Below are 23,084 nucleotides of genomic sequence, written 5' to 3'. Positions count from 1 at the left end.
TACTTTTGAGGTAATATGGACACAAAAATTAAATGGGGCATCGTGGGCCCTGGAAAAATTGCCACAGATTTTACCGAAGATTTAAAATTGGTGCCAGATGCGGAAGTAGCTGGGGTCGCTTCCAGAAATTTGGAAAGAGCGCAACTGTTCGCGGATAAATTTAATATTCCAAACGTTTTTGGTAGTTACGAGGAGCTTTTCAATTCAGATACAGTGGATATTGTCTATGTGGCCACGCCACATAATTTTCATAAGGATTTGGCCATTCAAGCTATAGAATCGGGTAAGCATGTGCTTTGCGAAAAACCGTTGGGTGTAAGTAAAACAGAAGTGGAGGAAATTGTGGCTGCTGCCAAAGCGAATAAAGTATTTATGATGGAGGGGCTTTGGTCCCGATTCAATCCTTCGGTACAAAAAGCAAAGAAGATGGTGGACGATGGAACCATAGGTAAAGTCGGTTATCTTCATGCTGATTTTGCCTTTTACGCTTTGGACAGAGGTTTGGACTCCAGATTGTTGAATCCAAATTTGGCTTCTGGTTCACTGCTTGATATAGGAATCTACCCTATCTTTTTGGCGTATTTGATTTTGGGAATGCCGAAAGAGATTATGGCCAAATCAAATTTTCATGAAAATGGGACTGAGTTGCAAACGTCCATGTTATTCCATTACCAAAATGCACAAGCGATTTTATATAGTGGATTGACCAGTAAGTCTAAAATGGAGGCAGAAATTTCAGGAAGCAAAGGTGAAATTTTCATCCATCCTAGATGGCATGAAGCTGATGGCTGTAGATTGGAAAAAGAGGGTGAAATCCAAGAATTTGAACTACCCCGCCAAGGAAATGGTTTTGTGTATGAAATTGAGGAAGTGCATCAGTGTTTGAAGGCCAAAAAGTTGGAAAGTGACCTTTGGTCCCATCAAAATAGCTTGGATTTGGCGGAATTGTTGAACACAATTCGTGAAAAATGCGGAATAACCTTTCCTTTTGAGTGATAAACCGTGCTCAAACCTTTGGATTATTCCATTTTTTACGATATTTGAGGCTCTTCTGAACGCTATATATGGGAATGAACAAAAACACAGTGCTCGCTTGGGCTACATGGATCATGATTTTTGTAGGAATAGGTATGATAGCTCTTGGGGCTTTCAAATATGACGAGGTTGCAGGTTACGGTTTTGGTGCGGTAGGCATCGGATTTTTTGCTGTGGCCTGGGTATTCAATGCGCTCAAGGGTCGGGTTTAGATTCCTCCTTTTTTCAATTTAAAGAACAACTACATGTCAGACGATAAAAAAGTCATTTTTTCAATGTCTGGGGTTACCAAGACCTTTAAAACGGCCAACACCCCTGTACTCAAAAACATTTATTTAAGCTTCTTTTACGGCGCCAAAATTGGGATTTTGGGTCTCAATGGCTCTGGTAAATCTACTTTGTTAAAAATCATTTCGGGTGTTGATAAGAACTACCAAGGTGATGTGGTGTTTTCCCCGGGCTACACTGTCGGTTACTTGGAGCAGGAACCCCAATTGGACGAAAACAAGACGGTAATGGAAGTGGTGCGCGAAGGTGTTGCCGAAACCGTGGCCATTTTGGATGAATACAATAAAATCAACGATATGTTCGGTCTGCCCGAGGTCTATGAGGATGCGGACAAGATGCAAAAGTTGATGGACAAACAAGCAGCCCTTCAAGATCAAGTTGATGCGTCCAATGCTTGGGAACTGGATACGAAATTGGAAATCGCGATGGATGCGCTTCGTACTCCAGAGTCTGACAAGAAAATTGCAGTGTTATCTGGAGGAGAACGCCGAAGAGTGGCTTTATGTCGATTGCTCTTGCAAGAACCCGATGTGTTATTGTTGGATGAGCCTACCAACCACTTGGACGCAGAATCCGTGCATTGGTTGGAACATCATTTGGCGCAATACAAAGGAACGGTGATTGCCGTAACGCACGACCGTTATTTCTTGGACAACGTTGCAGGATGGATTTTGGAGTTGGATAGGGGAGAAGGTATTCCATGGAAAGGCAATTATTCCAGCTGGTTAGATCAGAAAGCCAAACGTTTGGCCCAAGAAAGCAAACAAGCTTCCAAACGCCAAAAAACCTTGGAGCGAGAGTTGGAATGGGTTCGTCAAGGTGCAAAAGGAAGACAGACCAAGCAAAAGGCCCGTTTAAAGAATTACGATAAGCTGCTCAGTCAAGACCAAAAACAATTGGAGGAAAAGTTGGAGATATACATTCCCAATGGACCTAGACTGGGTACCAATGTCATTGAAGCAAAAGGGGTAAGCAAAGCATATGGTGATAAATTGCTATATGAAGAGTTAAACTTCAACTTGCCGCAAGCGGGAATAGTGGGAATCATTGGTCCCAATGGAGCGGGTAAGACCACCATTTTCCGAATGATCATGGGCGAGGAAACCCCGGACAAAGGAGAATTTGTTGTTGGGGATACGGCAAAATTGGCCTACGTGGACCAAAGTCACTCCAATATCAACCCAGAAAAATCAATTTGGGAAAACTTTAGTGACGGACAGGAATTGGTAATGATGGGAGGGAAGCAAGTGAATTCCCGAGCCTATCTAAGTCGATTCAATTTCTCAGGAAGCGAACAAAACAAGAAGGTAAGTATGCTTTCAGGTGGGGAGCGTAACCGACTTCATTTGGCCATGACCTTAAAAGAAGAAGGAAACGTACTGTTGCTGGATGAGCCAACCAACGATTTGGATGTAAATACGCTACGTGCTTTGGAAGAAGGTTTGGAAAACTTTGCGGGCTGTGCGGTTATTATTTCCCACGACAGATGGTTCTTGGATAGGATTTGTACACACATCTTGGCGTTTGAAGGGGATTCGCAGGTCTATTTCTTTGAAGGTTCGTTCTCCGATTATGAAGAGAACAAAAAGAAACGCTTGGGAACAGATATCATGCCCAAGCGTATCAAGTATAAAAAATTGATTCGGTAATTGAGAAACTATTCTTCTCCGCCGAGATTTTTGATGCCTTCCTCAAGTATTTTTTTGGCTTTTTCCAAATAAGCTTGTTGGTGCGATGCCAAACTATTGGGGTCATTGCTTCCAGTAGAATTTGCTCCAATGGTTTTGGAAAGCTCCACCAATTGTGCAATAGCTTGTTCGGCGCTGCTTAATTTATCGGTGGCATGCTTTTCAAAGACCTTGATCATTTCAAGTTCCATGGAATTTTCAGATGCTGTATTAGTTTCGATTTCCGCTGTGTTGTTATCGGCATGAGCTTCATGTACCATCGTTGTATTACCACTATCGGCGATGGTTACATCAGACGAAACACCAAGTGTACACTCATCTAAAAAAGTAATAAGTTCATTGATTTGACCCAACGCTTTTTTGGTATAGAATCGGCCAGCCTCCCAATCTATGGGTTCAATAGCCTTGTCTAAAGTCTGCTTTGTGTCATAGGCCTTGTCATAGGCTTTTTTACATACACAGTCACCTTTGAATTCATCCGCTTTTTCAAGTGCGGTCAATGCTCGTTCGGCATAATACATTTGGTGTTCAAAGTTGGTGGCCGTCATTGCTTTTTTACAATGGTTGAGCGCATACGTCACTTTGGAATAATAATTATCGCATTGTTGGGAAAAAGTTGCATTTATGGCAAAAAGTATTGCCATAACTACTAAAACACGGGATTTGGGAGCCATGATTAAGTATTTTGATTTGGTTAAGTTCTGTTACCTTAACGACAATATGGTGCCTTTATTTTACGTAATCAAAAATCATCATTGGGATACCAATCCAACTGAACAACTTTGATAGCTGAATTACCCTCATTGACCAATTGCTTGAATTTTGCCACATCGCTAACATCAGGCCGACCTCTAAAATGATAAGGGTACACCTCTTCGGGTTGAAATTCCAAAACGGCATCCGCCGCACTTTCCACCGTCATTGTGTAAGGGAGATTCATGCAAACAAAGGCCTTATCAATATTTTCCAATGCCCGCATTTCAGGAATATCCTCCGTATCTCCGGAAAAATAAATGCGTTCGTCCCCAAAAGTAAAGACATATCCGTTGCCCCTTCCTTTAACATGGAAATCCTTAGCTTCTTCACGTAGGTTGTACATGGGAATAGCTTTAACGGAAAATCCCGTTATTTCCTTGGTCTCTCCATTGTTTATCACGGTAGTTTTGGACGATAATGCTTCCTCCATTTGTGATTTTACCGCTTCCGGTGCGATGATTTGAACACCTTCCAAATTCAATTCATTCAAAGTTTCTGGATTAAAATGGTCGCCGTGTATATCGGTTATAAAAATCATATCTGGTGAATTTTGACCTTCAAAGGCCGCTTTTCCTCCAACCGGGTCTATATATATAGTGGTATCGTTCCACTCCAAAACCGCAGTGGCGTGTTCAATGGGTATGATTTTTACCTCGGCGGGAGTCTCAACTTCTACTTGAGAGGCTACCTCAGCGGTATCTTCTTTCGCTGACTTTTTCGGTTTGCAGGAGATAGTTAGTGCCAGAGCAATCACCATCAGGATAAAATTTCTTTTCATGGTTTTCTTTTGAATTCCTTTAAAATTAAGGGATATAGACCATAATTAAGATTTTTTTTGAGATTATTTCAATCCAAATGATCCAAATAGAAATCCAAAGCGTATATAAACCAAACACAATTGATTAAAAAACCTAAACGAGAATCAATTAATACAAAACGTTATGACTGAAACAAAAAATAACAATGGTTTGAAGGTAATAGCTGGTTTGTTGGGTGTAGTTCTTTTGGGAACTATCATCTATACTGTAAGTCTTTACCAAGATAAGAAAAAGACAACTCAAGCGCTTACCCAAGAAAAAGATTTGGTTGTTGAAGATTTGAACAATTTGAAATCTGAGTACGACAAAGCGATTTTGGAAAGTAACGCTACCAATGAAGAATTGGTTGCTGCCCGTGACAACATTGCAAAGTACATTGACTCTGTTGAAAGTATGAAGGCTGACATCGCTTCTCTTTCAAGATACAGAAGACAAGTAAGCGTATTGAAGGCTGAAAGAGAGAAATTGATGAAGCAAGTTGATTCTTTGACACAATCCAACACTTTGTTGGCCATGCAAAGAGACAGTACTTTCACCGAATTGGAGAAACAAACTGTTTTCAACGATTCTTTGATCGTACAGAACACTCAATTGGCAGATGCTGTTGAAAGAGGTTCTGCACTTAACCTTTCCACTATCAGTGTTGATGCTGTTAGAGAGAGAAACAGTGGAAAATTGGTTTCTACTTCCAGAGCCAGAGCTACTGACAAATTCAAAGTTTGCTTTACCATTGCTGATAACGTAATTGCTGAAGCTGGTGACAGAGAGTTCTTTATTGAAGTACTTGGTCCACAAGGAAATGTTTTGGGTGACAGCTTCACTAAAACTACCGAAGAAGGTGCTTCCATCACGTATAGCAAAGGAACCAATTTCTACTACGAAAACAGTTCTTTGGACGTATGTGACTACATCAACAAGCCTGCCGATGAGTTTCAAAAAGGAAACTACATGGTAAATGTATACGACAATCAATTGAAATTGTTGGGTACTTCCAAATTTGAATTGAAATAATTCACACTATCCATATAACTAAGAAAGCCCGTTCAGTTGAACGGGCTTTTTTTATGGATTGATTTTTAATCAATTACTTAAGGCTTCCCACCATATCTTCGGGTTTTACCCATGCATCGTATTCCTCTGGGGTAACATATCCTAAATTAATGGCTTCCTCACGTAGTGTAGTTCCATTTTTATGCGCAGTATTGGCAATTTCAGCCGCTTTGTAATAACCAATCTTGGTGTTCAATGCGGTTACCAGCATTAATGAATTGTTCAATAACCTTTTGATTACTTCATGATTAGGTTCAATGCCAATGGCGCAGTTTTCATCAAAACTAACACAGGCATCCCCAAGGAGTTGGGCTGATTGTAAAATATTGGCGGCCATCATGGGTTTAAAAACGTTCAGCTCATAGTGCCCTTGGGTGCCACCCACACTCACGGCAACATCGTTGCCTATAACTTGGGCACACACCATGGTCATGGCCTCACATTGGGTTGGATTTACTTTACCGGGCATAATGGAACTTCCGGGTTCATTGGCGGGAATAATGATTTCTCCAATACCAGAACGTGGTCCAGAGGCCATCATTCTTATATCATTGGCAATTTTATTCAAGGAAACCGCCAATTGTTTCAAGGCACCATGACTTTCCACAATGGCATCATGGGATGCCAAGGCCTCAAATTTGTTTTGGGCCGTAACAAATGGAAGTCCAGTAAAATCCGCAATATATTTAGCGACGAGCACATCATATCCGTTGGGTGTATTGAGACCTGTTCCTACGGCTGTTCCGCCTAAGGCTAGTTCGCTTAAATGAGAGAGTGTATTTTTCAGCGCTTTTAGACCATGTTCCAATTGAGCTACATATCCAGAAAATTCCTGACCCAAGGTTAGGGGAGTGGCATCCATTAAATGGGTACGGCCAATCTTTACCACATCCTTAAATTCCTTGGATTTTTTGGCCAAAGTAATTTTAAGCTGCTCCACCCCGGGAATGGTAACCTCCACTATTTTTTTATACGCAGCAATGTGCATTCCCGTAGGGAACGTATCATTGGAAGACTGACTCTTGTTGACATCATCATTGGGTTGGATGGTCTTTTCACCTTCACCGATTTTTTTTCCTGCAATCTCATGGGCCCGGTTGGCAACAACCTCATTAACGTTCATGTTGCTCTGGGTTCCCGAACCGGTCTGCCAGATGACCAAGGGAAATTGATCATCGTGTTTTCCCTCCAAAATTTCATCACAAACCTGTGCAATTAAATCCCTTTTCTCTTCGGCAAGCACACCCAGCTCGTGGTTGGCATAAGCGGCAGCCTTTTTCAGATAGGCAAAGCCGTAGACCACATCCAAAGGCATGGAGGCGGCAGGGCCAATCTTAAAATTGTTTCGGGAACGTTCCGTTTGGGCTCCCCAATATTTGTCCGCGGGCACTTTTTCCTCGCCCATGGTATCCTTTTCGATCCTAAAACTCATTTTTCAAAATTTATACCTACAAAGGTAATTGTTCACAAAATTATATGGTAGTTGTTATGGGCAAATACACTTTTTTGGAGTGAGATTTGTATTTTTTCACAAGAAGGAAGTATCTTTGTTCAACAAAAGGAAAGTATAATGTTCGAATTTGACCAATATTTAGGTTTTTTAGCTTTTTTAACGATTTTGACCATTGGTTTTTGGTTGATGATTTTCTTGTTGACCTTTGTGGTGCCTTATTGGTTGATTGGCAACTTACGTGAAATGTTCAAAGAAAGACGCGAGGCCAAAAGGGCTGAGCTTAAAGAATAAAAAAAGGAGCCAATTTGGCTCCTTTTTTGTTTTATATCGTTTCTTCTTTTCTAACCTTGGAATTGACCTTCACCTTCTCCATCATCATCATTTTGTCGGTCTCCTCTTTGTCTACGCTCCTTGGGTTGATTAAAGCGATAGATTAGGGACAGGTTGATTTGTCTTACCCTCCATTGAAATTCACTATCAGAAGTAAAGAATTCAGTTTGTGTAAAAGATTGACGTCTTCGTGAATTGAAGACATCGCTCACATTTATTGAAACCGTGGCATTATCTTTAAACAAGTCTTTGCTCATGGCCAAGTTCAAGGAGAACATGCCTTTGGTTTCTGTCTGGGCATTTTGACGAGGCCCCATATAGAACGAGTTGGCCTGGAAATCTATTTTGGCAGGCAAGGTGAATTTTGAACTGAACCGGGCAAACCAACTTGTGTTTTCTGTACCATAGTCCACTCCATTAAAGCTACCGTCAGAACTGAACTGGAAGAAATTGAAACTACCATTCAACCGTAGCCATTTTGTAGGGTTGTATAGCATTCCTGCTTCTGCGCCAATACGCTCATTGGTAGAAAGGTTAATAGGAATAGATCTGATAATACGGATACCATCTGAAGTAACCTCCCCAGTTTCTTCCTGAATACGTTCAAACGAGTTGGTTTCCCGTTGATAGTAGACTGATGATGTAAACGTCAATTTGGTCCATCGCTTGAGGTAACCTATATCAAAAGCGTTGGCAAAAGCAGGGTCCAAATCTGGATTCCCTTGGAAAACATTGGTTCTACTAGACCTAGAAGGGAAAGGGTTGATAAACCACCCTCTGGGCCTGTTAATTCTTCGGTTATACCCTAGGGAAAGGTTTTGGTTGCCTTCAAATTCGTAAATCAAATTAATGGTAGGGAACAGACCAAGGTAGTTTTTGTCAAAATTCAAGTCAACATCCTCTCCAAGAATCTCTTCCAAAGCTTCACTGTCTATTTCGGAATCAACGCCACCTCTCATCTCGGTGTTTTCCAATCGCAAACCTGCCAAGAAGGAAAATTTACCAAATTTATTCCCGTATTGGGTATAAAGGGCATTCACATTCTCATGGTACGTAAAGACATTGGTCAAATCTATGTTGGTCTCAAATTCATCGGTATCCAAGTTGTATTGGTCCAATTGGTAATCATTGACCTCTTTTTCAAAAGTTCCGCGATACCCAGCTTCAAATTGGGCATCACCAATGGGCAAAACGTAGTCTATTTGGGCCAGTATGTCATCCTGGGTTTGATCCTCCAATATATTTTCCAAGGCCAACAAATCTGTATTGGGAACGGTATTGTTTTCCTGGATCACCGTAAAAACAGATTCATCATCGTATGAGTATTGAAAATCTGCGGTGAGTTTATGCCCATCATCATTGATGTTATTGGTATAATTGAAGGAATACTGATAGCTGTTGTCATCTTCACCTTGATCTTCACTTCTAAAGGTGCGACTTGCCAATGCAGCATCAGTAAATCGTTGGTTATCGTTTTCGGTGATATCGTTTTCATCCGAAATACGGTAGAAAAAGCTTCCCGTTATGGATGATTTTTCCGTAAGGAAATACTCCATTCCAATATTAAGGTTGAAGCCATCATCATTTCTACTGGTATTGCGATCTTCAATGATCCGGTCATACTCTCCCTGCGAATAAGTGTTATCGCTATATCCATTTCCAGGAGACTCTCTGTGGAAATACCCCAGTGTATTAAAAATGTTGAATTTATCGGTACGGAGATTGAAATTGGTTGTAACCCTTGCATTGAAAGGGTCTCCAACTGTGGCATTTACTGACCCATTGATTCCCAAGGTCTTTTCCTTTTTCAAGACAATGTTAAGAATCCCTGCCGTACCTTCAGCGTCATATCGAGCAGACGGACTGGTAATAACTTCTACCTTTTCAATGGCATCGGCCGGCAACTGCTGCAACACATCGGTAGAACCAAAACCCGCTAGTGCGGAAGGTTTTCCGTTTATTAAAATCCGAACATTCTCATTTCCTCTCAAACTTATTGCACCTTCCACATCAACAGAAACAGAAGGAATATTGTTTAAGGCATCACTAACATTTCCACCACTTGTGGTAATGTCTTTTCCAATATTGTATATCTTTTTGTCCAATCGTACCTCAACAGTGGTTTTTTCTCCAACTACCTCAACCTCTTGGAGTTGGGCCACATCAGGTGCAAGAATAATATTGCCCAAATCAGTGGAAGATGTATAACTTTGGTTGCTACGGGAGTAGGTTTTATAGGAAATATATTCAACACGGATGTTATAATGGCCAGGAGCAGCTTCAATCTCAAATTTACCATCCAAATCTGTGATTCCCCCAGTTACGTTATCAGGATTTTCAGCCTCCTGTAAAACAAAAGTGGCATATTCCAAGGGTTGTCCGGAATCTTGGTCAACTACTGTTCCAGAAATGGTAATGGAGTTTTGGCTCTGCCGTGTTTGGGCATTCAAGGAAATGAAGGCCAACAATAACATCGGTACAATGATTTTTTGCATAGTTTGGTTTTATGCAAACAAAGTTGACATGAAATTAGAAGAAGCGAAATTTATATCTGCCAACAACAGACTTGATCCCGTGAATGACCTTAATGATTTGTTAATCTTTTTTCTTTTTCTTTTTCTTCTTCTTTTTGGCCTTGAAACTGTTTTCCTGAAGTTCTATAAATGCATTGTACTTATCTTCTGGTAGACCGGCCTGCAGTTCCTCGTTCTGCTTTTTTAAAATCTTCTCGTATTCCTCCTTCATCTTCAAAGGTTCCAATCCTAAAATTTGCAACTCAATCCGTTGCTGAACGGACTGCAATAGCGTTGTGCGAACCACGGCCTCTTCAAAAGGGTTAAGTCCCAAGGCTTCTGTAATGGAAGGCATTTGCTGATCCACGACTTCTTCTGCTGTTGGAGGCTCCACTTCTTTTGGGGTTTCTTGCGCTTGGGGTATGGTGCTCTGTCTTCTACCGTAACGGTTTCCGTAGGGGGATCCATAGCCATACTGTGCCGCTAAATCACCAATGCACAAGATTGTGGTCAAAAGGGTTAAGAAAACAAGGGTCTGTGTACTTTTCATAGCCTAATGAATACGTTTGTAATACTATAGCAAGGTATTGATTTTTTCTGAAGGTCTGCCAATCACGGCCTTTTTATCCTTTACAACTATCGGGCGTTCAATCAATTTGGGATTCTCCACCATAGCAATGATGATTTCGTCATCTGAAAGGGACTTTCCTTTGTATTTCTCCTTCCAGACCGCCTCATTTTTGCGAATCAATTCCAATGGAGCTATGCCTAAATACCCAATTAGGGTTTTTAACTCCTCTTTGGAAGGTACTTCGTCCAAATACTTAACAACTTCAAAATCTTGCCCTGATTTTTCCAACACACCCAGTCCTTCCCTGGATTTTGCACATCTTGGATTGTGATATATTTTAATCATATTCTTCAGTTATCAGTTATCAGTTATCAGTTGCCCATTGCCGGTGATACCCCAAACCCTTTAGCTTTATGTCTTTGGTCTTGTTTCTTTTTTCTTTTTTCTTTTTTCTTCCTTCGTCACCAACCCATTATTCTTCTTTCTGCCCCATCATCATAAGATAGGCCTTTAAAAAAGGATTGATTTCCCCATCCATGACAGCGTCCACATTACCGGTTTCTTCTGCTGTACGAACATCTTTCACCAATTTATACGGATGCATCACGTAATTTCGGATTTGGGAACCCCACTCAATCTTCATTTTTGAGGATTCTATTTCAGCTCTGGCCTCTTGTTTTTTCCGAAGCTCTATTTCGTACAATTGCGATTTCAGCATCTTCATGGCCGTTGCGCGATTGTCGTGCTGTGACCGAGAATCAGAACAAGAAATCTGGATACCTGTAGGTTTGTGCACCAACTGTACCTTCGTTTCCACTTTGTTCACATTTTGGCCACCAGCCCCGCTGGAACGTGCTGTGGTAATCTCAATATCTGAAGGATTGACTTCAATTTCAATGGTATCGTCGACTAAAGGGTACACATATACCGAAGCAAATGAAGTATGTCGCTTGGCATTACTATCAAAAGGGGAGATGCGCACCAATCTATGTACGCCATTCTCACCTTTAAGCCAACCAAAGGCATATTCGCCCTCAATCTCCAAGGTTACGGTTTTGATTCCTGCTACATCGCCTTCTTGGTAATTGAGCTCTTTGACCTTGTACCCGTTCTTCTCGGCCCACATCAGATACATCCGCATGAGCATGGAGGCCCAATCGCAACTTTCCGTACCTCCGGCACCCGCCGTTATTTGAAGCACTGCAGTAAGTTCGTCTCCTTCATCAGACAACATGTTCTTGAACTCTAAATTTTCAATGAGGTCCAGCGCTTTTGTATATTGTTGGGTCACTTCATCTTCAGAAACTTCGCCTGCTTGTTGGAATTCCGACAATACCTCAAGATCGCTTACCAAAGTTTTGGCAGATTCATAATCTTCCACCCACTTTTTCTTGGATTTAAGGGATTGCATTTGTTTTTGGGCCTCTTGGGGATTGTCCCAAAAGTTGGGTTCGAGGGTTCTTTCTTCCTCGTTTTCTATTTCAATGAGTTTGGCATCGATGTCAAAGATACCTCCTTAACGCACCAAGGCGCTCAATAAGATCTTTTTGCTGATCTGTGGTTACCATGTATTCAATTTTGCGCAAAAGTAAGTTTCTTTCTGCACATTCTATAAATTATCTATTGCTGTTGCTGCTGAGCCGCTTTTACCAATACAGAGTATTTGGTCTCATTTTTTCCTAGCGTGTAGACCACACCTTTTAAGGGAGCACAGTCGGTGTAATCCTTGCCGTGGCAAACTTTGATATGATTATGGTTGGCCAAAAGATTATTGGTGGGGTCAAAGCCTATCCACCCGGCATTAGGCACAAAGGCCTCTACCCAAGCATGCATTTGGGAATCCCCGAAGAACCCATTTCCTTGGTGCAGATACCCCGAAACGTAACGGGTGGGAACTCCATTCTTCTTGGCAATAGCACAGAAAAGATGAGTAAAATCTTGACACACTCCATGTCTTTTTTCGATAATCTCCTCCATGTGGGTATGTACATCAGTGACACCGGGCTTAAAAAATATTTTGTTGAAAACCCACTGGTTCAGTGCCTGAAGATTCTCAAATAAGCTTACATTTTCATCAAATGGGAAAATGGTCGCATATTTTTCAGGAAGATGGGTCAATCGGGTATTTCTTAGGAAGGGCTCATGATCTATTCTAAAATCCAGACTGCGGAGTTGGTCATAATCCTCTTTTGAATCCAGCGGAAGCTCAAAATCAAACGGATTGACTTCCTTTTTAATGAGCTTAAAATGCGCATTGAATTTGATATGGTCGATTTCCTTTTTAGATCGCACCTGCACCGTTCGAAACCCAAGTCCATTGATGGAAACACTGTTGCGTTCTCCCAAATCATTCTCAAAATGCCAATAGGTGAGTTCTTGGGTATCATTTTCTTCGGGAACAACCAAAAATTGCCAAAAGGCTTCATTTAACCCCTTTTCATAGGAGTTTTGGGTGTCATAATCTATTTCATATTCATAGAACATGGGCAAAATTTCAATCGGACCAAGTTAGTCAAATTGCCCTAGTAGTTGAAGAATTCTTTCTCCATGTTCTCACTAATTTTGAACATTTTATTAAGGATCAAATCCAGATTGCCCTGAATGTCCTCTTGTATTTCCTCAATTTGTTTGAATTCGAATTCAGCTTTTATTTTGCCTACCATAAAAGCAGTTGAGCTTTTGGCATATTCCACCTTTTTATCTATCTCCAGGATATGCTTGTACACTTGGTTGATACAGTTCATAAAGGAACGGGGGCACCTTCCATTCAATAGTAAAAACTCAAGGGTAGAGGTGCTGTTGGGTGATTTTTTATAGAGTCTGCGCATCATATCATACGATTCGGCACATTTGAGCAAGGTACTCCACTCAAAACTATTCCCAATGGGGTCTCCGTAGCTTCCCTTGGCCATTAAGGCATCGTTGTATTTGGTGTTGATGATTCGGGTAATCTGTATGGCCCGTTCAATATTTACACCCATCATAATAATGGCATATACCTCGTCATGAAGCAACGTACCTCGAATTTTTCCGCGGAGTACAGCGGTCATTTCAGTGATGTTCACCGTAAAATCATATAGATTGGTCTTTACAAAGGTGTCTGTGGAATAGTTCATCACATAGTGATAAAACTTGTTAAGGCTTTCATACAGTTCTGTTGAAATAAGATCACGCGAACTATTGGCGTTCTCCCTGGCCACTTTTATACTGTTGATGATGGAATAGTTCTTTTCCCGATTCAACCCAATATTGAATAAGACTTCCTCTTCTTTTAATTTTAAGGAATCATCGTATACAGGATCTCCCACCATAAACAGCATGGACCGAAGTACAAACTGTCTGGATTGCGACAATTGGTTGGGGGCATCCAAGGATGAAAAATAATTTACATTCATAAAACGGGCTACATGTTCTGCCCGTTCAACATATCTTCCCATCCAAAATAAATTATTGGCTACTCGTGCAAGCATACTATTTTATTGTTTTAACACCCAAGTATCCTTAGATCCGCCGCCTTGGGATGAGTTTACGATTAAGTTTCCTTCTTTTAAAGCCACTCGGGTAAGGCCACCCTTCAATACAAATTGTTGGTCATGTCCTAGAACGGTGAATGTTCTCAAGTCCACATGCCGTTGCTCAAAGGATTCTTTTTCATCGATATAGGTTGGGTGTACAGATAAGGACATTATGGGCTGTGCCACATATTTTCTGGGATTGGCTTTTACTTCGGCCTTTACTTTTTCAATTTCATCCTTGGTCAATTTGTTTCCTATGGAAATACCATACCCTCCAGCTTCATCCACAGGTTTTACTACCAATTCCTTCACATTTTCCAAAACATATTTCAACTCATCAGGACGGCTGCAATGATAGGTATGTACATTTTTTAGGATGGGTTCTTCATCTAGATAGTATTTAATGATATCCGGAACATAGGTATAGATGGCCTTGTCATCAGCAACCCCGGTGCCAGGGGCATTGGCGATGGTGACATTGCCTTTTTGGTAGGCGGCAAATAATCCAGGAACACCCAGTGCAGAATCGGGATTGAACTCCATGGGGTCTATGAATAAATCATCAACCCTTCTATATACCACATCCACCCGGACCGGGCCCTGTGTGGTTTTCATATAGACAAAATCGTTTTCAACAAAAAGATCACGACCCTCTACCAATTCCACCCCCATGGCTTTGGCCAAATAGGAGTGTTCATAATACGCTGAATTGAACATACCTGGAGTGATTACCACGCAAACGGGTGAATCTACGCCCGGTGGCTTTACGCTTTCCAAAAGATGTAGCAGGTTCTCGGCATAATTGGTCACGGTATGGGTCTTATAATGGTTGAACACGCCAAAAAGTGCCCTTTTTAGTGCAGTTCGGTTGCAAATGACATAGCTTACACCTGAGGGACAGCGGATGTTATCTTCCAATACATAATAATTGCCATCGGAGTGTTTAATGATGTCCGTTCCAGAAATATGGTTGTAGACTTTGCTGGGAGGATCAACATTCATCATTTGATGAAGATAATTGGGCGAGGAACTCAATAATTCTATAGGGACAATGCCATCCTTCACAATCTTTTTATCGTGATAGACATCCCATAAAAAGTGATTTAGCGCCAAACTTCTCTGAATCGCTCCTTTTTCTATGATTTCCCATTCTTTTGGGTCGATTATTCTTGGAAAGAGGTCAAAAGGAAAGATTTTCTCCTGACTTTGCTTATCGCCATACACTTGAAACGTAATACCTTGGTTGAAAAAAGACGATTTCGCCTTTGTGTTCAAGTTGACATAATCTTCAATGGACCGAGATCCATATAGATCTAAAAGCTTCTGATACACAGACTTAACATTACCATTACCTTTAAAAACTTCATCAAACAATCCTTCTTTTCGTACATAACTGGAAAAGATGGTTTTTTCTGTGGCTGACCCCATATTGTTTTTTTATTAAAATATGGATTTTCAATCTCTTATGAAATAAACAATAGTTAAAAATCCATCTGTAAAAAAATGGATGAAACAAAAATTGAAGGCAATTTTTATCAATATAGATTTTAAGGTGGAAAAGGAGGATTCGCAGGGTTTTTTAAAATGAATTACATATTTTTAAATCCAATTACTACTCAACTATGAAGAACACATTTACCCTCATTACTTTTTTAGGTTGTTTGTTTACTTCGGTATATGGACAAACCTTTGACAAAGCCAAGAATTTCCAAAAGTTCAATGGATATTTCAATTTCTATTATGATGATGCTTCAGATAAGATTTATCTGGAAGTGGATGAGTTGGACAAGGAGTTTTTATATGTCTATTCCTTGAGCAGTGGAATAGGGAGCAATGATATTGGTTTAGATAGGGGACAGCTGGGCAATGAACAGGTGGTTTTCTTCAAAAAAGCAGGGAATAAACTGCTATTGGTGCAGCCCAATCTAACGTACAGGGCCATTACCGATAATGCTTTGGAGCGAAAATCGGTGGAACAGGCTTTTGCCAAATCCATTTTGCATGGTTTTAAAATCGAGGAAGAATCCAAAGGACATTACCTTATTGATTTTACGGATTTTTTAATGCGTGATGCCCATGGCGTATCCAATAGACTAAAAGCATCAAAACAAGGAACATATAGCCTAGACACTTCCAAAAGTGCCTTGGCGTTTGAGCGAACCAAAGCATTTCCTAAAAATGTGGAGTTTGATGTCACCTTGACTTTTAAAGGTAATCCTGAGGGAGCTTGGATTCAGTCGGTAACACCAAATCCCAGTTTGGTGACTGTTGCCCAACATCACTCCTTAATAGAGTTGCCCGATGACAAATACAAAAAGCGGGTGTTCGACCCTCGTTGTGGTTCCTATCCAATTACCTATTATGATTATGCAACTCCGGTACAGGAACCTATTTTAAAGCGTTTCATAACCCGCCATCGTTTGGAAAAAAAGAACCCTGGAGCTGAAGTAAGTGAAGCCGTGGAACCCATCATCTATTATTTAGATAATGGAACGCCAGAACCCGTTCGTTCCGCGCTATTGGAAGGTGGCAAATGGTGGAACCAAGCCTTTGAGGCTATCGGATACAAAGATGCTTTCCAACTTAAAATACTACCTGATGACGCCGACCCTTTGGATGTTCGTTACAACGTGATACAATGGGTGCATCGTTCAACCAGAGGTTGGAGTTACGGAAGTAGCATCACCGACCCACGAACAGGAGAAATCATGAAAGGTCATGTAAGTTTGGGGAGTTTACGGATTCGTCAGGATTTTTTGATTGCCCAAGCTTTGATGGACAAGCCTTTTGCTGAGCGTGATGATAATTACCAACCGATGTTGGATATGGCTCTAGCCAGAATTCGTCAACTTTCTGCCCATGAAATAGGACACACCCTTGGTTTTGCGCATAATTTTGCCGCGAGCACTAACAACAGAGCGTCGGTTATGGATTATCCACATCCACAATTCGAATTGAAAGGAAATACCATTGACTTCTCCAATGCATATGACACAGGTATTGGCGTGTGGGATAAAGTTACAGTAGCGTATTCGTATGCTGATTTTCCAAGCGGCACTTCAGAAAAAAAAGGACTTAACGCTATCCTAAAGAAGGCCCAAGATGATGGGTTGCGCTATATCTCCGATCAAGATGCACGACCCACCGGAGGTGCCCATGCCTTGGCCCACCTGTGGGACAATGGCAAAAGTGCCAGTCAGGAATTGGAAAGTGTATTGCAGATCAGAAAAACAGCTATGAACAATTTCTCCATTGATAATATTCGAACTGGGGAGCCCAATTCTGTTTTGGAAGATGTTTTTGCCCCCTTGTATTTTTTCCATCGTTATCAAACCGAGGCCGTTTCAAAGGTTGTTGGCGGTCTCGACTACAATTATGCTGTCAAAGGAGATGGACAACGAGTTGTGGAGCCTGTAAATCAAGCAGTACAAGAAAAAGCGTTGGAATCTATCTTAGAAACTTTGGATGCCGAGGTCGTTGCCATACCCAAGAATAAGTTGGGTCTTTTCCCGCCCAGAGCCATTGGTTATCCACGTACTCGCGAATCATTGATGGGAAGGACTGGGGTAAGTTTTGATGCGCTTTCAGCTCCTGAAACCGCTGCGGATATGACTTTGGGGTTATTGCTACACCCAGAACGCGCTTCAAGATTGATTCAACAAAAGAGCTTGGATAAAAATCAATTGGGATTGGAAGAAGTTTTAAGCGAGTTGATTAACACTACCATTGAAGAATCCAAAAAGGACCCTTATTTGGAAGAAGTGCAACAAACCATCAACTTTAGGGTATTGTACCATATCATGAATTTGGCGGCCCATACAGAGGTGCATCCCCAAGTCAATGCAATCGCAAATGAAACATTAAAAGAACTTAAGGTCTCATTATTGGGTAGTGGAAAAACAGCTATCACTGTGGAAATGGTAAAACGTATCGATGCCTTCATGGAGAAACCCTCCAGTTTTAATGTAATACCTGTCCCAAAAATTCCTGATGGTTCTCCCATAGGAATGGACTGCATGGATTAGATAGGGACAAACACAAATACAAGTTCAAGTCCAAGCATAACTGTTGATGTAGGCAGACATTATGAGCAACATCTTCTAGAAGGAAGGTTTTACGTAATGATGAAATTATAAAAAGGAAACTAAAAATAAAGTGAGTTTGAACTTGAGCTTGAAATTGAACTTTTATGACAATCAATCTGATAAGTGACACGGTCACCAAACCCACGGCAGGAATGTTGGAGGCCATAATGACCGCTAAAGTAGGGGATGATGTTTTTAAAAATGACCCTTCGGTAAATGCCCTGGAAGAAAAAGTGGCCGATTACTTTGGGATGGAAGCCGCCCTGTTTTTTCCGAGCGGTACCATGACCAACCAAACAGCCATAAAATTGCATACGCAACCGGGAGACCAGTTGATTTGTGACAAATATGCCCACGTTTATAATTATGAAGGTGGTGGTGTAAGTTTCAATAGTGGTGTTTCCTGTAAGCTGGTGGACGGTCATCGCGGGATGATGACAGCTCAACAAGTGGAAGAAGCCATAAATCCCCCTGATTTTTACCACAGTCCCTTGACCTCTTTGGTCTGTATTGAAAATACTACCAACAAAGGTGGTGGTGCCTGTTGGGATTTTGAAGAGCTCAAAAGAATCCGGAAAGTTTGTGATGAGCACGGTCTAAAGTACCATTTGGATGGTGCCCGTTTGTGGAACGCTCTTGTAGCCAAAGGGGAAGATCCTAAAGCCTATGGCAACCTATTTGACACCATTAGTGTTTGTCTGAGCAAAGGAATGGGATGTCCGGTAGGCTCCGTTTTGGTGGGAGATAAAAATTTGATTGATAAAGCGCTTCGGATTCGTAAAGTTTTGGGAGGTGGTATGCGGCAATCTGGTTTTTTAGCTGCAGCCGGAATCTACGCCATGGACCATCATGTGGAACGGTTGACGGAAGATCACAAGAAAGCTGCTGAAATAGGGGAGGTGTTATCCTCGTTGGATTTCATCAAGAAAGTTGAACCCATTGAGACTAACATCATCATTTTTGAATTGGATGAATCCAAAATGACATCAGCAGATTTTTTGACCAAACTCACCGAAAACCAGATTTCCATCATTGGTATGGGGCAGGGCAAACTGCGCATCGTCACCCATTTAGACTATACGGATGAGATGCACCAGCATTTCCTTAAAATCCTGAAAACAATTGGATAAGATGTCACTTCGAGGGCAGTGGAGAAGCCTTTGTAGGTCTCGACTGCGCTCGACCAGACAAATCAAAATGTCCCCTTGAGGCCTCCCTGCCGCAGGTAGGGGACTTTAGGGATGTTTTATTTCATAAAAGCATCCATCCCAGGAATATTGGGCATACCTTCTTTAGCCACAGCGGCCAACTCCGTTTCATTTACGTTGGTAGCTTTTTCAATGGCCTTGTTCAGGATAAGGACCAAATAATCTTCTAGTTGTTCCTTATCCTGAAAAAGGGAATCGTCAATGCTGATGGATTTAATTTCACGGTTGGCGGTTAAGGTCACTTTTAGTAAACCATCGGAAGATTGCTCATCTATCATCACCGTGTTCAAACGTTCCTTGGTTTTCTGTACTTTTTTCTGGGTTTCTTTGAGTTTACCCATCATTCCCATGATATCTCCAAACATAGCTGTAATTTTTTTGTGTCTAGTTGACTTCAAAAATACTAATTTGGCAGAAATCAAACTGGATGAAACGAATCAATCCAACCCTTTCTATTCTCGGAATATACCTTATTTTTGCAGGCTCTTGCCAAAACCGTAACGATTTGATGCAAATACAACCCCCGGTAGCTAAAAAGATTCCAACCAAACTGGAAAAACACGGCGATATTCGGATAGACAACTACTATTGGATGAACAATAGGGAAGACCAGGCCGTAATAGATTATCTCAATGCTGAAAACGACTACTACCAAAAAATGACGGCCCATACCAAAAAGTTCCAAGAGGACCTTTTTTTGGAAATGAAGTCTCGAATTAAGGAGGTAGACTCCTCCGTACCCTATAAACTGGATGGCTATTGGTACATTAATCGGTATGAACAGGGGAAGGAGTACCCCATTTATTCTCGAAAAAAGGATAGTTTAGATGCGGCCGAGGAGATTATGTTCGACTGCAATCAAATGGCCGAAGGGCATGAATTCTTCAATCTAAAAGGTATCTCCGTAAGTCCAGACAATACCCTGGCCTCTTTTGGTACCGATACAATTTCCAGAAGGCAGTACAACATTCAGATTAAAAACCTACAAACGGGAGAAATTTACCCTGATATTATCGAAAATACCACCGGTGGTTCCGTTTGGGCAAACGATGGGAAAACCCTATTCTACACCAAAAAAGACCCTGTGACCCTGCGTTCTGATAAAATTTTTAAGCATGTCTTGGGAACTTCTGCGGAAAATGATGAGTTGGTGTTCCATGAAAAGGATTCCACCTATAGCACTTTTGTCTACAAGACCAAATCCCGAAAATATATTGTCATTGGCTCAGTAAGTACAATGACCACCGAATACCGTACTTTGAATGCGGACGATCCCAATGGAAGTTTTAAGGTGTTTTCCCCACGGGAATTAGGGGTGGAATACTCCATCGCTCACTACGATGGTAATTTTTATATTCTAACGAATCGGGATAAGGCCACCAATTTTAAGCTGATGCGAGCAGATGAAAACAATACATCATCAGAGCATTGGCAAGAATTCATTCCCCACAGACGTGACGTTTTGTTGGAAGATGTGGAGATTTTTCGGGATTATTATGTGCTTTCGGAGCGTGAGAATGGGCTCAATCAGATGAAAATATCCCGCTGGGATGGCTCGGAAAGCTATTATTTGCCTTTCAACAGTGAAACCTATGTGGCTGGAGCTTCGGTAAACTTGGATTTTGATACCGATGAGCTTCGGTATTATTATAACGAAATGGGAGCGCCGTATACCATTATCGACTTTAATATGAAGACGCGCACTAAAAAAGTGTTGAAGGAGCAAGAGGTTTTGGGCGGTAAATTCGATAAGGAGAATTATAAAACCGAGCGTTTATGGGCTACGGCCCAAGATGGGAAGAAAGTGCCCATTTCATTGGTGTATCGAAAAGACACCCCTTTGGACGGTACGAGTCCGTTGTTTCAATATGCCTATGGTTCATACGGTAGTACCATAGATCCTTATTTTTCATCAGTGCGGTTGAGTTTGTTGGATAGAGGCTTCATTTATGCCATCGCCCATGTAAGAGGAGGGGAGTATTTGGGAAGACCTTGGTATGAAGACGGGAAGTTGTTCAACAAAAAGAACACGTTCACAGACTTTATTGATTGCTCCAAATTCCTGATTGAACAGAAATACACCAGTCCGGAGCATTTATACGCCAGTGGCGGTTCTGCTGGTGGACTTTTGATGGGAGCCATCATAAATATGGCACCGGAACTCTACAATGGCGTCATTGCGGAAGTGCCTTTTGTGGATGTGGTCACTACCATGTTGGATGATTCCATCCCGTTGACCACCGGAGAATATGATGAATGGGGAAATCCGAATGACAAGGATTATTACGATTACATTAAATCCTATTCACCCTATGACAATGTAGAGGCCAAGGCATACCCTAATTTATATGTATCCACAGGACTGCACGATTCTCAGGTACAATATTGGGAACCAGCTAAATGGGTTGCAAAATTAAGGGAATTTAAGACGGATGGCCACCTCTTGTTTTTGGATACGAATATGGATGCAGGGCATGGAGGAGCTTCGGGTAGATTTGAAGCTTTAAAGGAAACTGCAAAGGCGTATACCTTCATTTTAGACCTAGAAGGGAAAACCCTTTAAAAATAAAATACTATTTTTGTGCCGAATGAACTTTTGTAATTTCAAAAATTTGTTCCTTACCTAATACCAGTTATGAAAAAACAGATAAATGCGTGTAGCAATATCCTTGACCTAATTGGAAATACCCCCTTAGTTAAGCTTAACAAAATCGCAGCCCCCCTTACTGGAAACTTTTATGCCAAATTGGAATGCTTTAATCCTGGACACTCTTCAAAGGATAGGATAGCAGCCTATATCATAGAGGAAGCCGAGCGTAAAGGGATTCTAAAACCTGGAAGTACCATTATTGAGACCACTTCCGGGAATACAGGTTTTAGCTTGGCTATGGTGAGTATCGTAAAAGGATATAAATGTATTTTGGCGGTCAGTTCAAAATCATCCCCAGACAAGATAGATATGTTGCGGTCTATGGGAGCCAAGGTTTATGTATGCCCCGCCCACGTTAGTGCAGATGACCCAAGATCGTATTACGAAGTGGCCAAAACCCTGCACAAGGAGACCGAGAACTCCATTTATATCAATCAATACTTCAACGAACTCAATATAGAGGCCCATTACCAGACCACTGGTCCTGAAATTTGGGAGCAAACCAATGGTAATATCACCCATTTGGTGGCTTGTAGTGGAACAGGAGGTACCATATCTGGAATTTCCCGTTATCTAAAGGAGCAAAACCCCAAGATTAAAATATTGGGAGTTGATGCCTATGGATCTATTCTTAAAAAGTACCATGAAACAGGGGAGTTTGACCATAATGAGGTATATCCATATCGTATTGAGGGATTGGGTAAAAACTTGATTCCCGCCGCCACGGATTTCAACAGTATAGACCGTTATATTAAGGTCACCGATGGCGAAAGTGCCCACATGGCGCGTAAAATTGCCCATGCCGAAGGTATGTTTGTGGGGTACACCAGTGGTGCCGCCATGCAGGCCCTATATCAACTGAACACAGAGGGAGAATTCACTGAAGATAGCAATGTAGTTGTTATTTTCCCAGACCATGGTTCAAGATATATGAGTAAAATATATAGCAATGAGTGGATGGAAAACCAAGGGTTTTTCGATATTAAAAATGCCGAGGTACCCGAAAAGATAGAATACATCAAATAAAAAGATGTAATTCAACTCAATTAAAACGGCAATGGAATTCATTGTCGTTTTTTTATGTGAAAAAATCGTTATGCGAGGTTCGTAAAAATCTATATTTT

Annotated in this window: 20 protein-coding genes; 9 read left to right on the top strand and 11 right to left on the bottom strand. The window is 41.3% G+C overall.

Features of this window, described 5'->3' with window-relative positions; all coding sequences use genetic code 11:
• The first annotated feature begins 15 nt into the window (after positions 1-15).
• The 3 genes from J0X14_RS13835 (at position 16) to ettA (ending at position 2,972) form a co-directional block, all read left to right on the top strand.
• On the top strand, positions 16-996 hold the full coding sequence (locus tag J0X14_RS13835) for a Gfo/Idh/MocA family protein (protein ID WP_207098388.1): 981 nt from the start codon (positions 16-18) through the stop codon (positions 994-996).
• Positions 997-1,070: 74 nt separating this feature from the next.
• Entirely contained in the window at positions 1,071-1,247 is a 177-nt protein-coding gene (locus J0X14_RS13830) for a CAL67264 family membrane protein (RefSeq protein ID WP_231562643.1), read from the top strand.
• Between the two features lie 33 nt (positions 1,248-1,280).
• Positions 1,281-2,972, top strand: coding sequence for an energy-dependent translational throttle protein EttA (gene ettA / locus J0X14_RS13825; RefSeq protein WP_207098387.1), 1,692 nt, complete (start codon positions 1,281-1,283; stop codon positions 2,970-2,972).
• An 8-nt stretch (positions 2,973-2,980) separates the two neighbouring features.
• Here ettA and J0X14_RS13820 read toward each other — a convergent pair whose 3' ends face one another.
• Together J0X14_RS13820 and J0X14_RS13815 are read right to left on the bottom strand one after the other, a co-directional pair.
• Positions 2,981-3,685, bottom strand: coding sequence for a hypothetical protein (locus tag J0X14_RS13820; RefSeq protein WP_207098386.1), 705 nt, complete (start codon positions 3,683-3,685; stop codon positions 2,981-2,983).
• Between the two features lie 68 nt (positions 3,686-3,753).
• The gene (locus tag J0X14_RS13815) at positions 3,754-4,545 is read right to left on the bottom strand and encodes an MBL fold metallo-hydrolase (RefSeq protein ID WP_207098385.1); all 792 of its coding nucleotides are present in this window, start codon (positions 4,543-4,545) and stop codon (positions 3,754-3,756) included.
• Between the two features lie 163 nt (positions 4,546-4,708).
• Here J0X14_RS13815 and J0X14_RS13810 point away from each other — a divergent pair, with 163 nt between their 5' ends.
• Positions 4,709-5,596 carry a hypothetical protein gene (locus J0X14_RS13810; RefSeq protein WP_207098384.1) on the top strand — a complete coding sequence of 296 codons (888 nt, stop codon included), beginning with the start codon at positions 4,709-4,711 and terminating at the stop codon, positions 5,594-5,596.
• A gap of 73 nt (positions 5,597-5,669) precedes the next feature.
• Here J0X14_RS13810 and fumC read toward each other — a convergent pair whose 3' ends face one another.
• Entirely contained in the window at positions 5,670-7,067 is a 1,398-nt protein-coding gene (fumC, locus tag J0X14_RS13805; protein WP_207098383.1) for a class II fumarate hydratase, read from the bottom strand.
• Between the two features lie 138 nt (positions 7,068-7,205).
• Here fumC and J0X14_RS13800 point away from each other — a divergent pair, with 138 nt between their 5' ends.
• Complete coding sequence (locus J0X14_RS13800; protein WP_207098382.1) at positions 7,206-7,379, top strand: hypothetical protein; 174 nt, start codon at positions 7,206-7,208, stop codon at positions 7,377-7,379.
• Between the two features lie 50 nt (positions 7,380-7,429).
• Here the strand turns inward: J0X14_RS13800 and J0X14_RS13795 are convergent, their stop codons facing one another.
• The 7 genes from J0X14_RS13795 to J0X14_RS13765 all read right to left on the bottom strand — a co-directional run bounded on the left by J0X14_RS13795 (position 7,430) and on the right by J0X14_RS13765 (position 15,445).
• Positions 7,430-9,913 (bottom strand): TonB-dependent receptor domain-containing protein, encoded by a 2,484-nt coding sequence (locus tag J0X14_RS13795; protein ID WP_207098381.1) that lies wholly within the window; start codon positions 9,911-9,913, stop codon positions 7,430-7,432.
• A 100-nt stretch (positions 9,914-10,013) separates the two neighbouring features.
• A complete protein-coding gene (locus tag J0X14_RS13790; protein WP_207098380.1) occupies positions 10,014-10,481 on the bottom strand; it encodes a hypothetical protein in 468 nt (155 codons plus the stop codon).
• 24 nt (positions 10,482-10,505) lie between these two features.
• Positions 10,506-10,847 (bottom strand): arsenate reductase (glutaredoxin), encoded by a 342-nt coding sequence (gene arsC, locus J0X14_RS13785; RefSeq protein ID WP_207098379.1) that lies wholly within the window; start codon positions 10,845-10,847, stop codon positions 10,506-10,508.
• Positions 10,848-10,974: 127 nt separating this feature from the next.
• Positions 10,975-12,070 (bottom strand): peptide chain release factor 2 gene (gene prfB / locus J0X14_RS13780; protein WP_207098378.1). Its coding sequence is split into 2 segments (ribosomal slippage): positions 10,975-12,006 and positions 12,008-12,070, totalling 1,095 coding nucleotides; the frame shifts between segments, so codons are not numbered across the junction.
• A gap of 52 nt (positions 12,071-12,122) precedes the next feature.
• A complete protein-coding gene (locus J0X14_RS13775) occupies positions 12,123-12,986 on the bottom strand; it encodes a transglutaminase-like domain-containing protein (protein ID WP_207098377.1) in 864 nt (287 codons plus the stop codon).
• A 38-nt stretch (positions 12,987-13,024) separates the two neighbouring features.
• Positions 13,025-13,972 carry an alpha-E domain-containing protein gene (locus J0X14_RS13770; RefSeq protein ID WP_207098376.1) on the bottom strand — a complete coding sequence of 316 codons (948 nt, stop codon included), beginning with the start codon at positions 13,970-13,972 and terminating at the stop codon, positions 13,025-13,027.
• A 6-nt stretch (positions 13,973-13,978) separates the two neighbouring features.
• On the bottom strand, positions 13,979-15,445 hold the full coding sequence (locus J0X14_RS13765; RefSeq protein ID WP_207098375.1) for a circularly permuted type 2 ATP-grasp protein: 1,467 nt from the start codon (positions 15,443-15,445) through the stop codon (positions 13,979-13,981).
• Between the two features lie 194 nt (positions 15,446-15,639).
• On the opposite strand from J0X14_RS13765, the gene J0X14_RS13760 reads away from it, so the two are divergent.
• Both J0X14_RS13760 and J0X14_RS13755 read left to right on the top strand, forming a co-directional pair.
• Positions 15,640-18,042: a zinc-dependent metalloprotease gene (locus J0X14_RS13760; protein WP_207098374.1), complete on the top strand. Its 2,403-nt coding sequence runs from the start codon at positions 15,640-15,642 to the stop codon at positions 18,040-18,042.
• Positions 18,043-18,206: 164 nt separating this feature from the next.
• On the top strand, positions 18,207-19,232 hold the full coding sequence (locus J0X14_RS13755; protein WP_207098373.1) for a threonine aldolase family protein: 1,026 nt from the start codon (positions 18,207-18,209) through the stop codon (positions 19,230-19,232).
• Positions 19,233-19,348: 116 nt separating this feature from the next.
• On the opposite strand, the gene J0X14_RS13750 is transcribed toward J0X14_RS13755, so the two are convergent.
• Complete coding sequence (locus tag J0X14_RS13750) at positions 19,349-19,675, bottom strand: YbaB/EbfC family nucleoid-associated protein (protein ID WP_207098372.1); 327 nt, start codon at positions 19,673-19,675, stop codon at positions 19,349-19,351.
• 62 nt (positions 19,676-19,737) lie between these two features.
• Here J0X14_RS13750 and J0X14_RS13745 point away from each other — a divergent pair, with 62 nt between their 5' ends.
• Positions 19,738-21,873 carry a S9 family peptidase gene (locus J0X14_RS13745; protein ID WP_207098371.1) on the top strand — a complete coding sequence of 712 codons (2,136 nt, stop codon included), beginning with the start codon at positions 19,738-19,740 and terminating at the stop codon, positions 21,871-21,873.
• Between the two features lie 72 nt (positions 21,874-21,945).
• On the top strand, positions 21,946-22,986 hold the full coding sequence (locus tag J0X14_RS13740) for a PLP-dependent cysteine synthase family protein (RefSeq protein ID WP_207098370.1): 1,041 nt from the start codon (positions 21,946-21,948) through the stop codon (positions 22,984-22,986).
• Positions 22,987-23,084 lie beyond the last annotated feature (98 nt).

It is taken from the genome of Allomuricauda sp. CAU 1633, assembly GCF_017313225.1.
Lineage (GTDB): Bacteria > Bacteroidota > Bacteroidia > Flavobacteriales > Flavobacteriaceae > Flagellimonas.
This window is presented reverse-complemented; position numbering and strand designations above follow the sequence as displayed.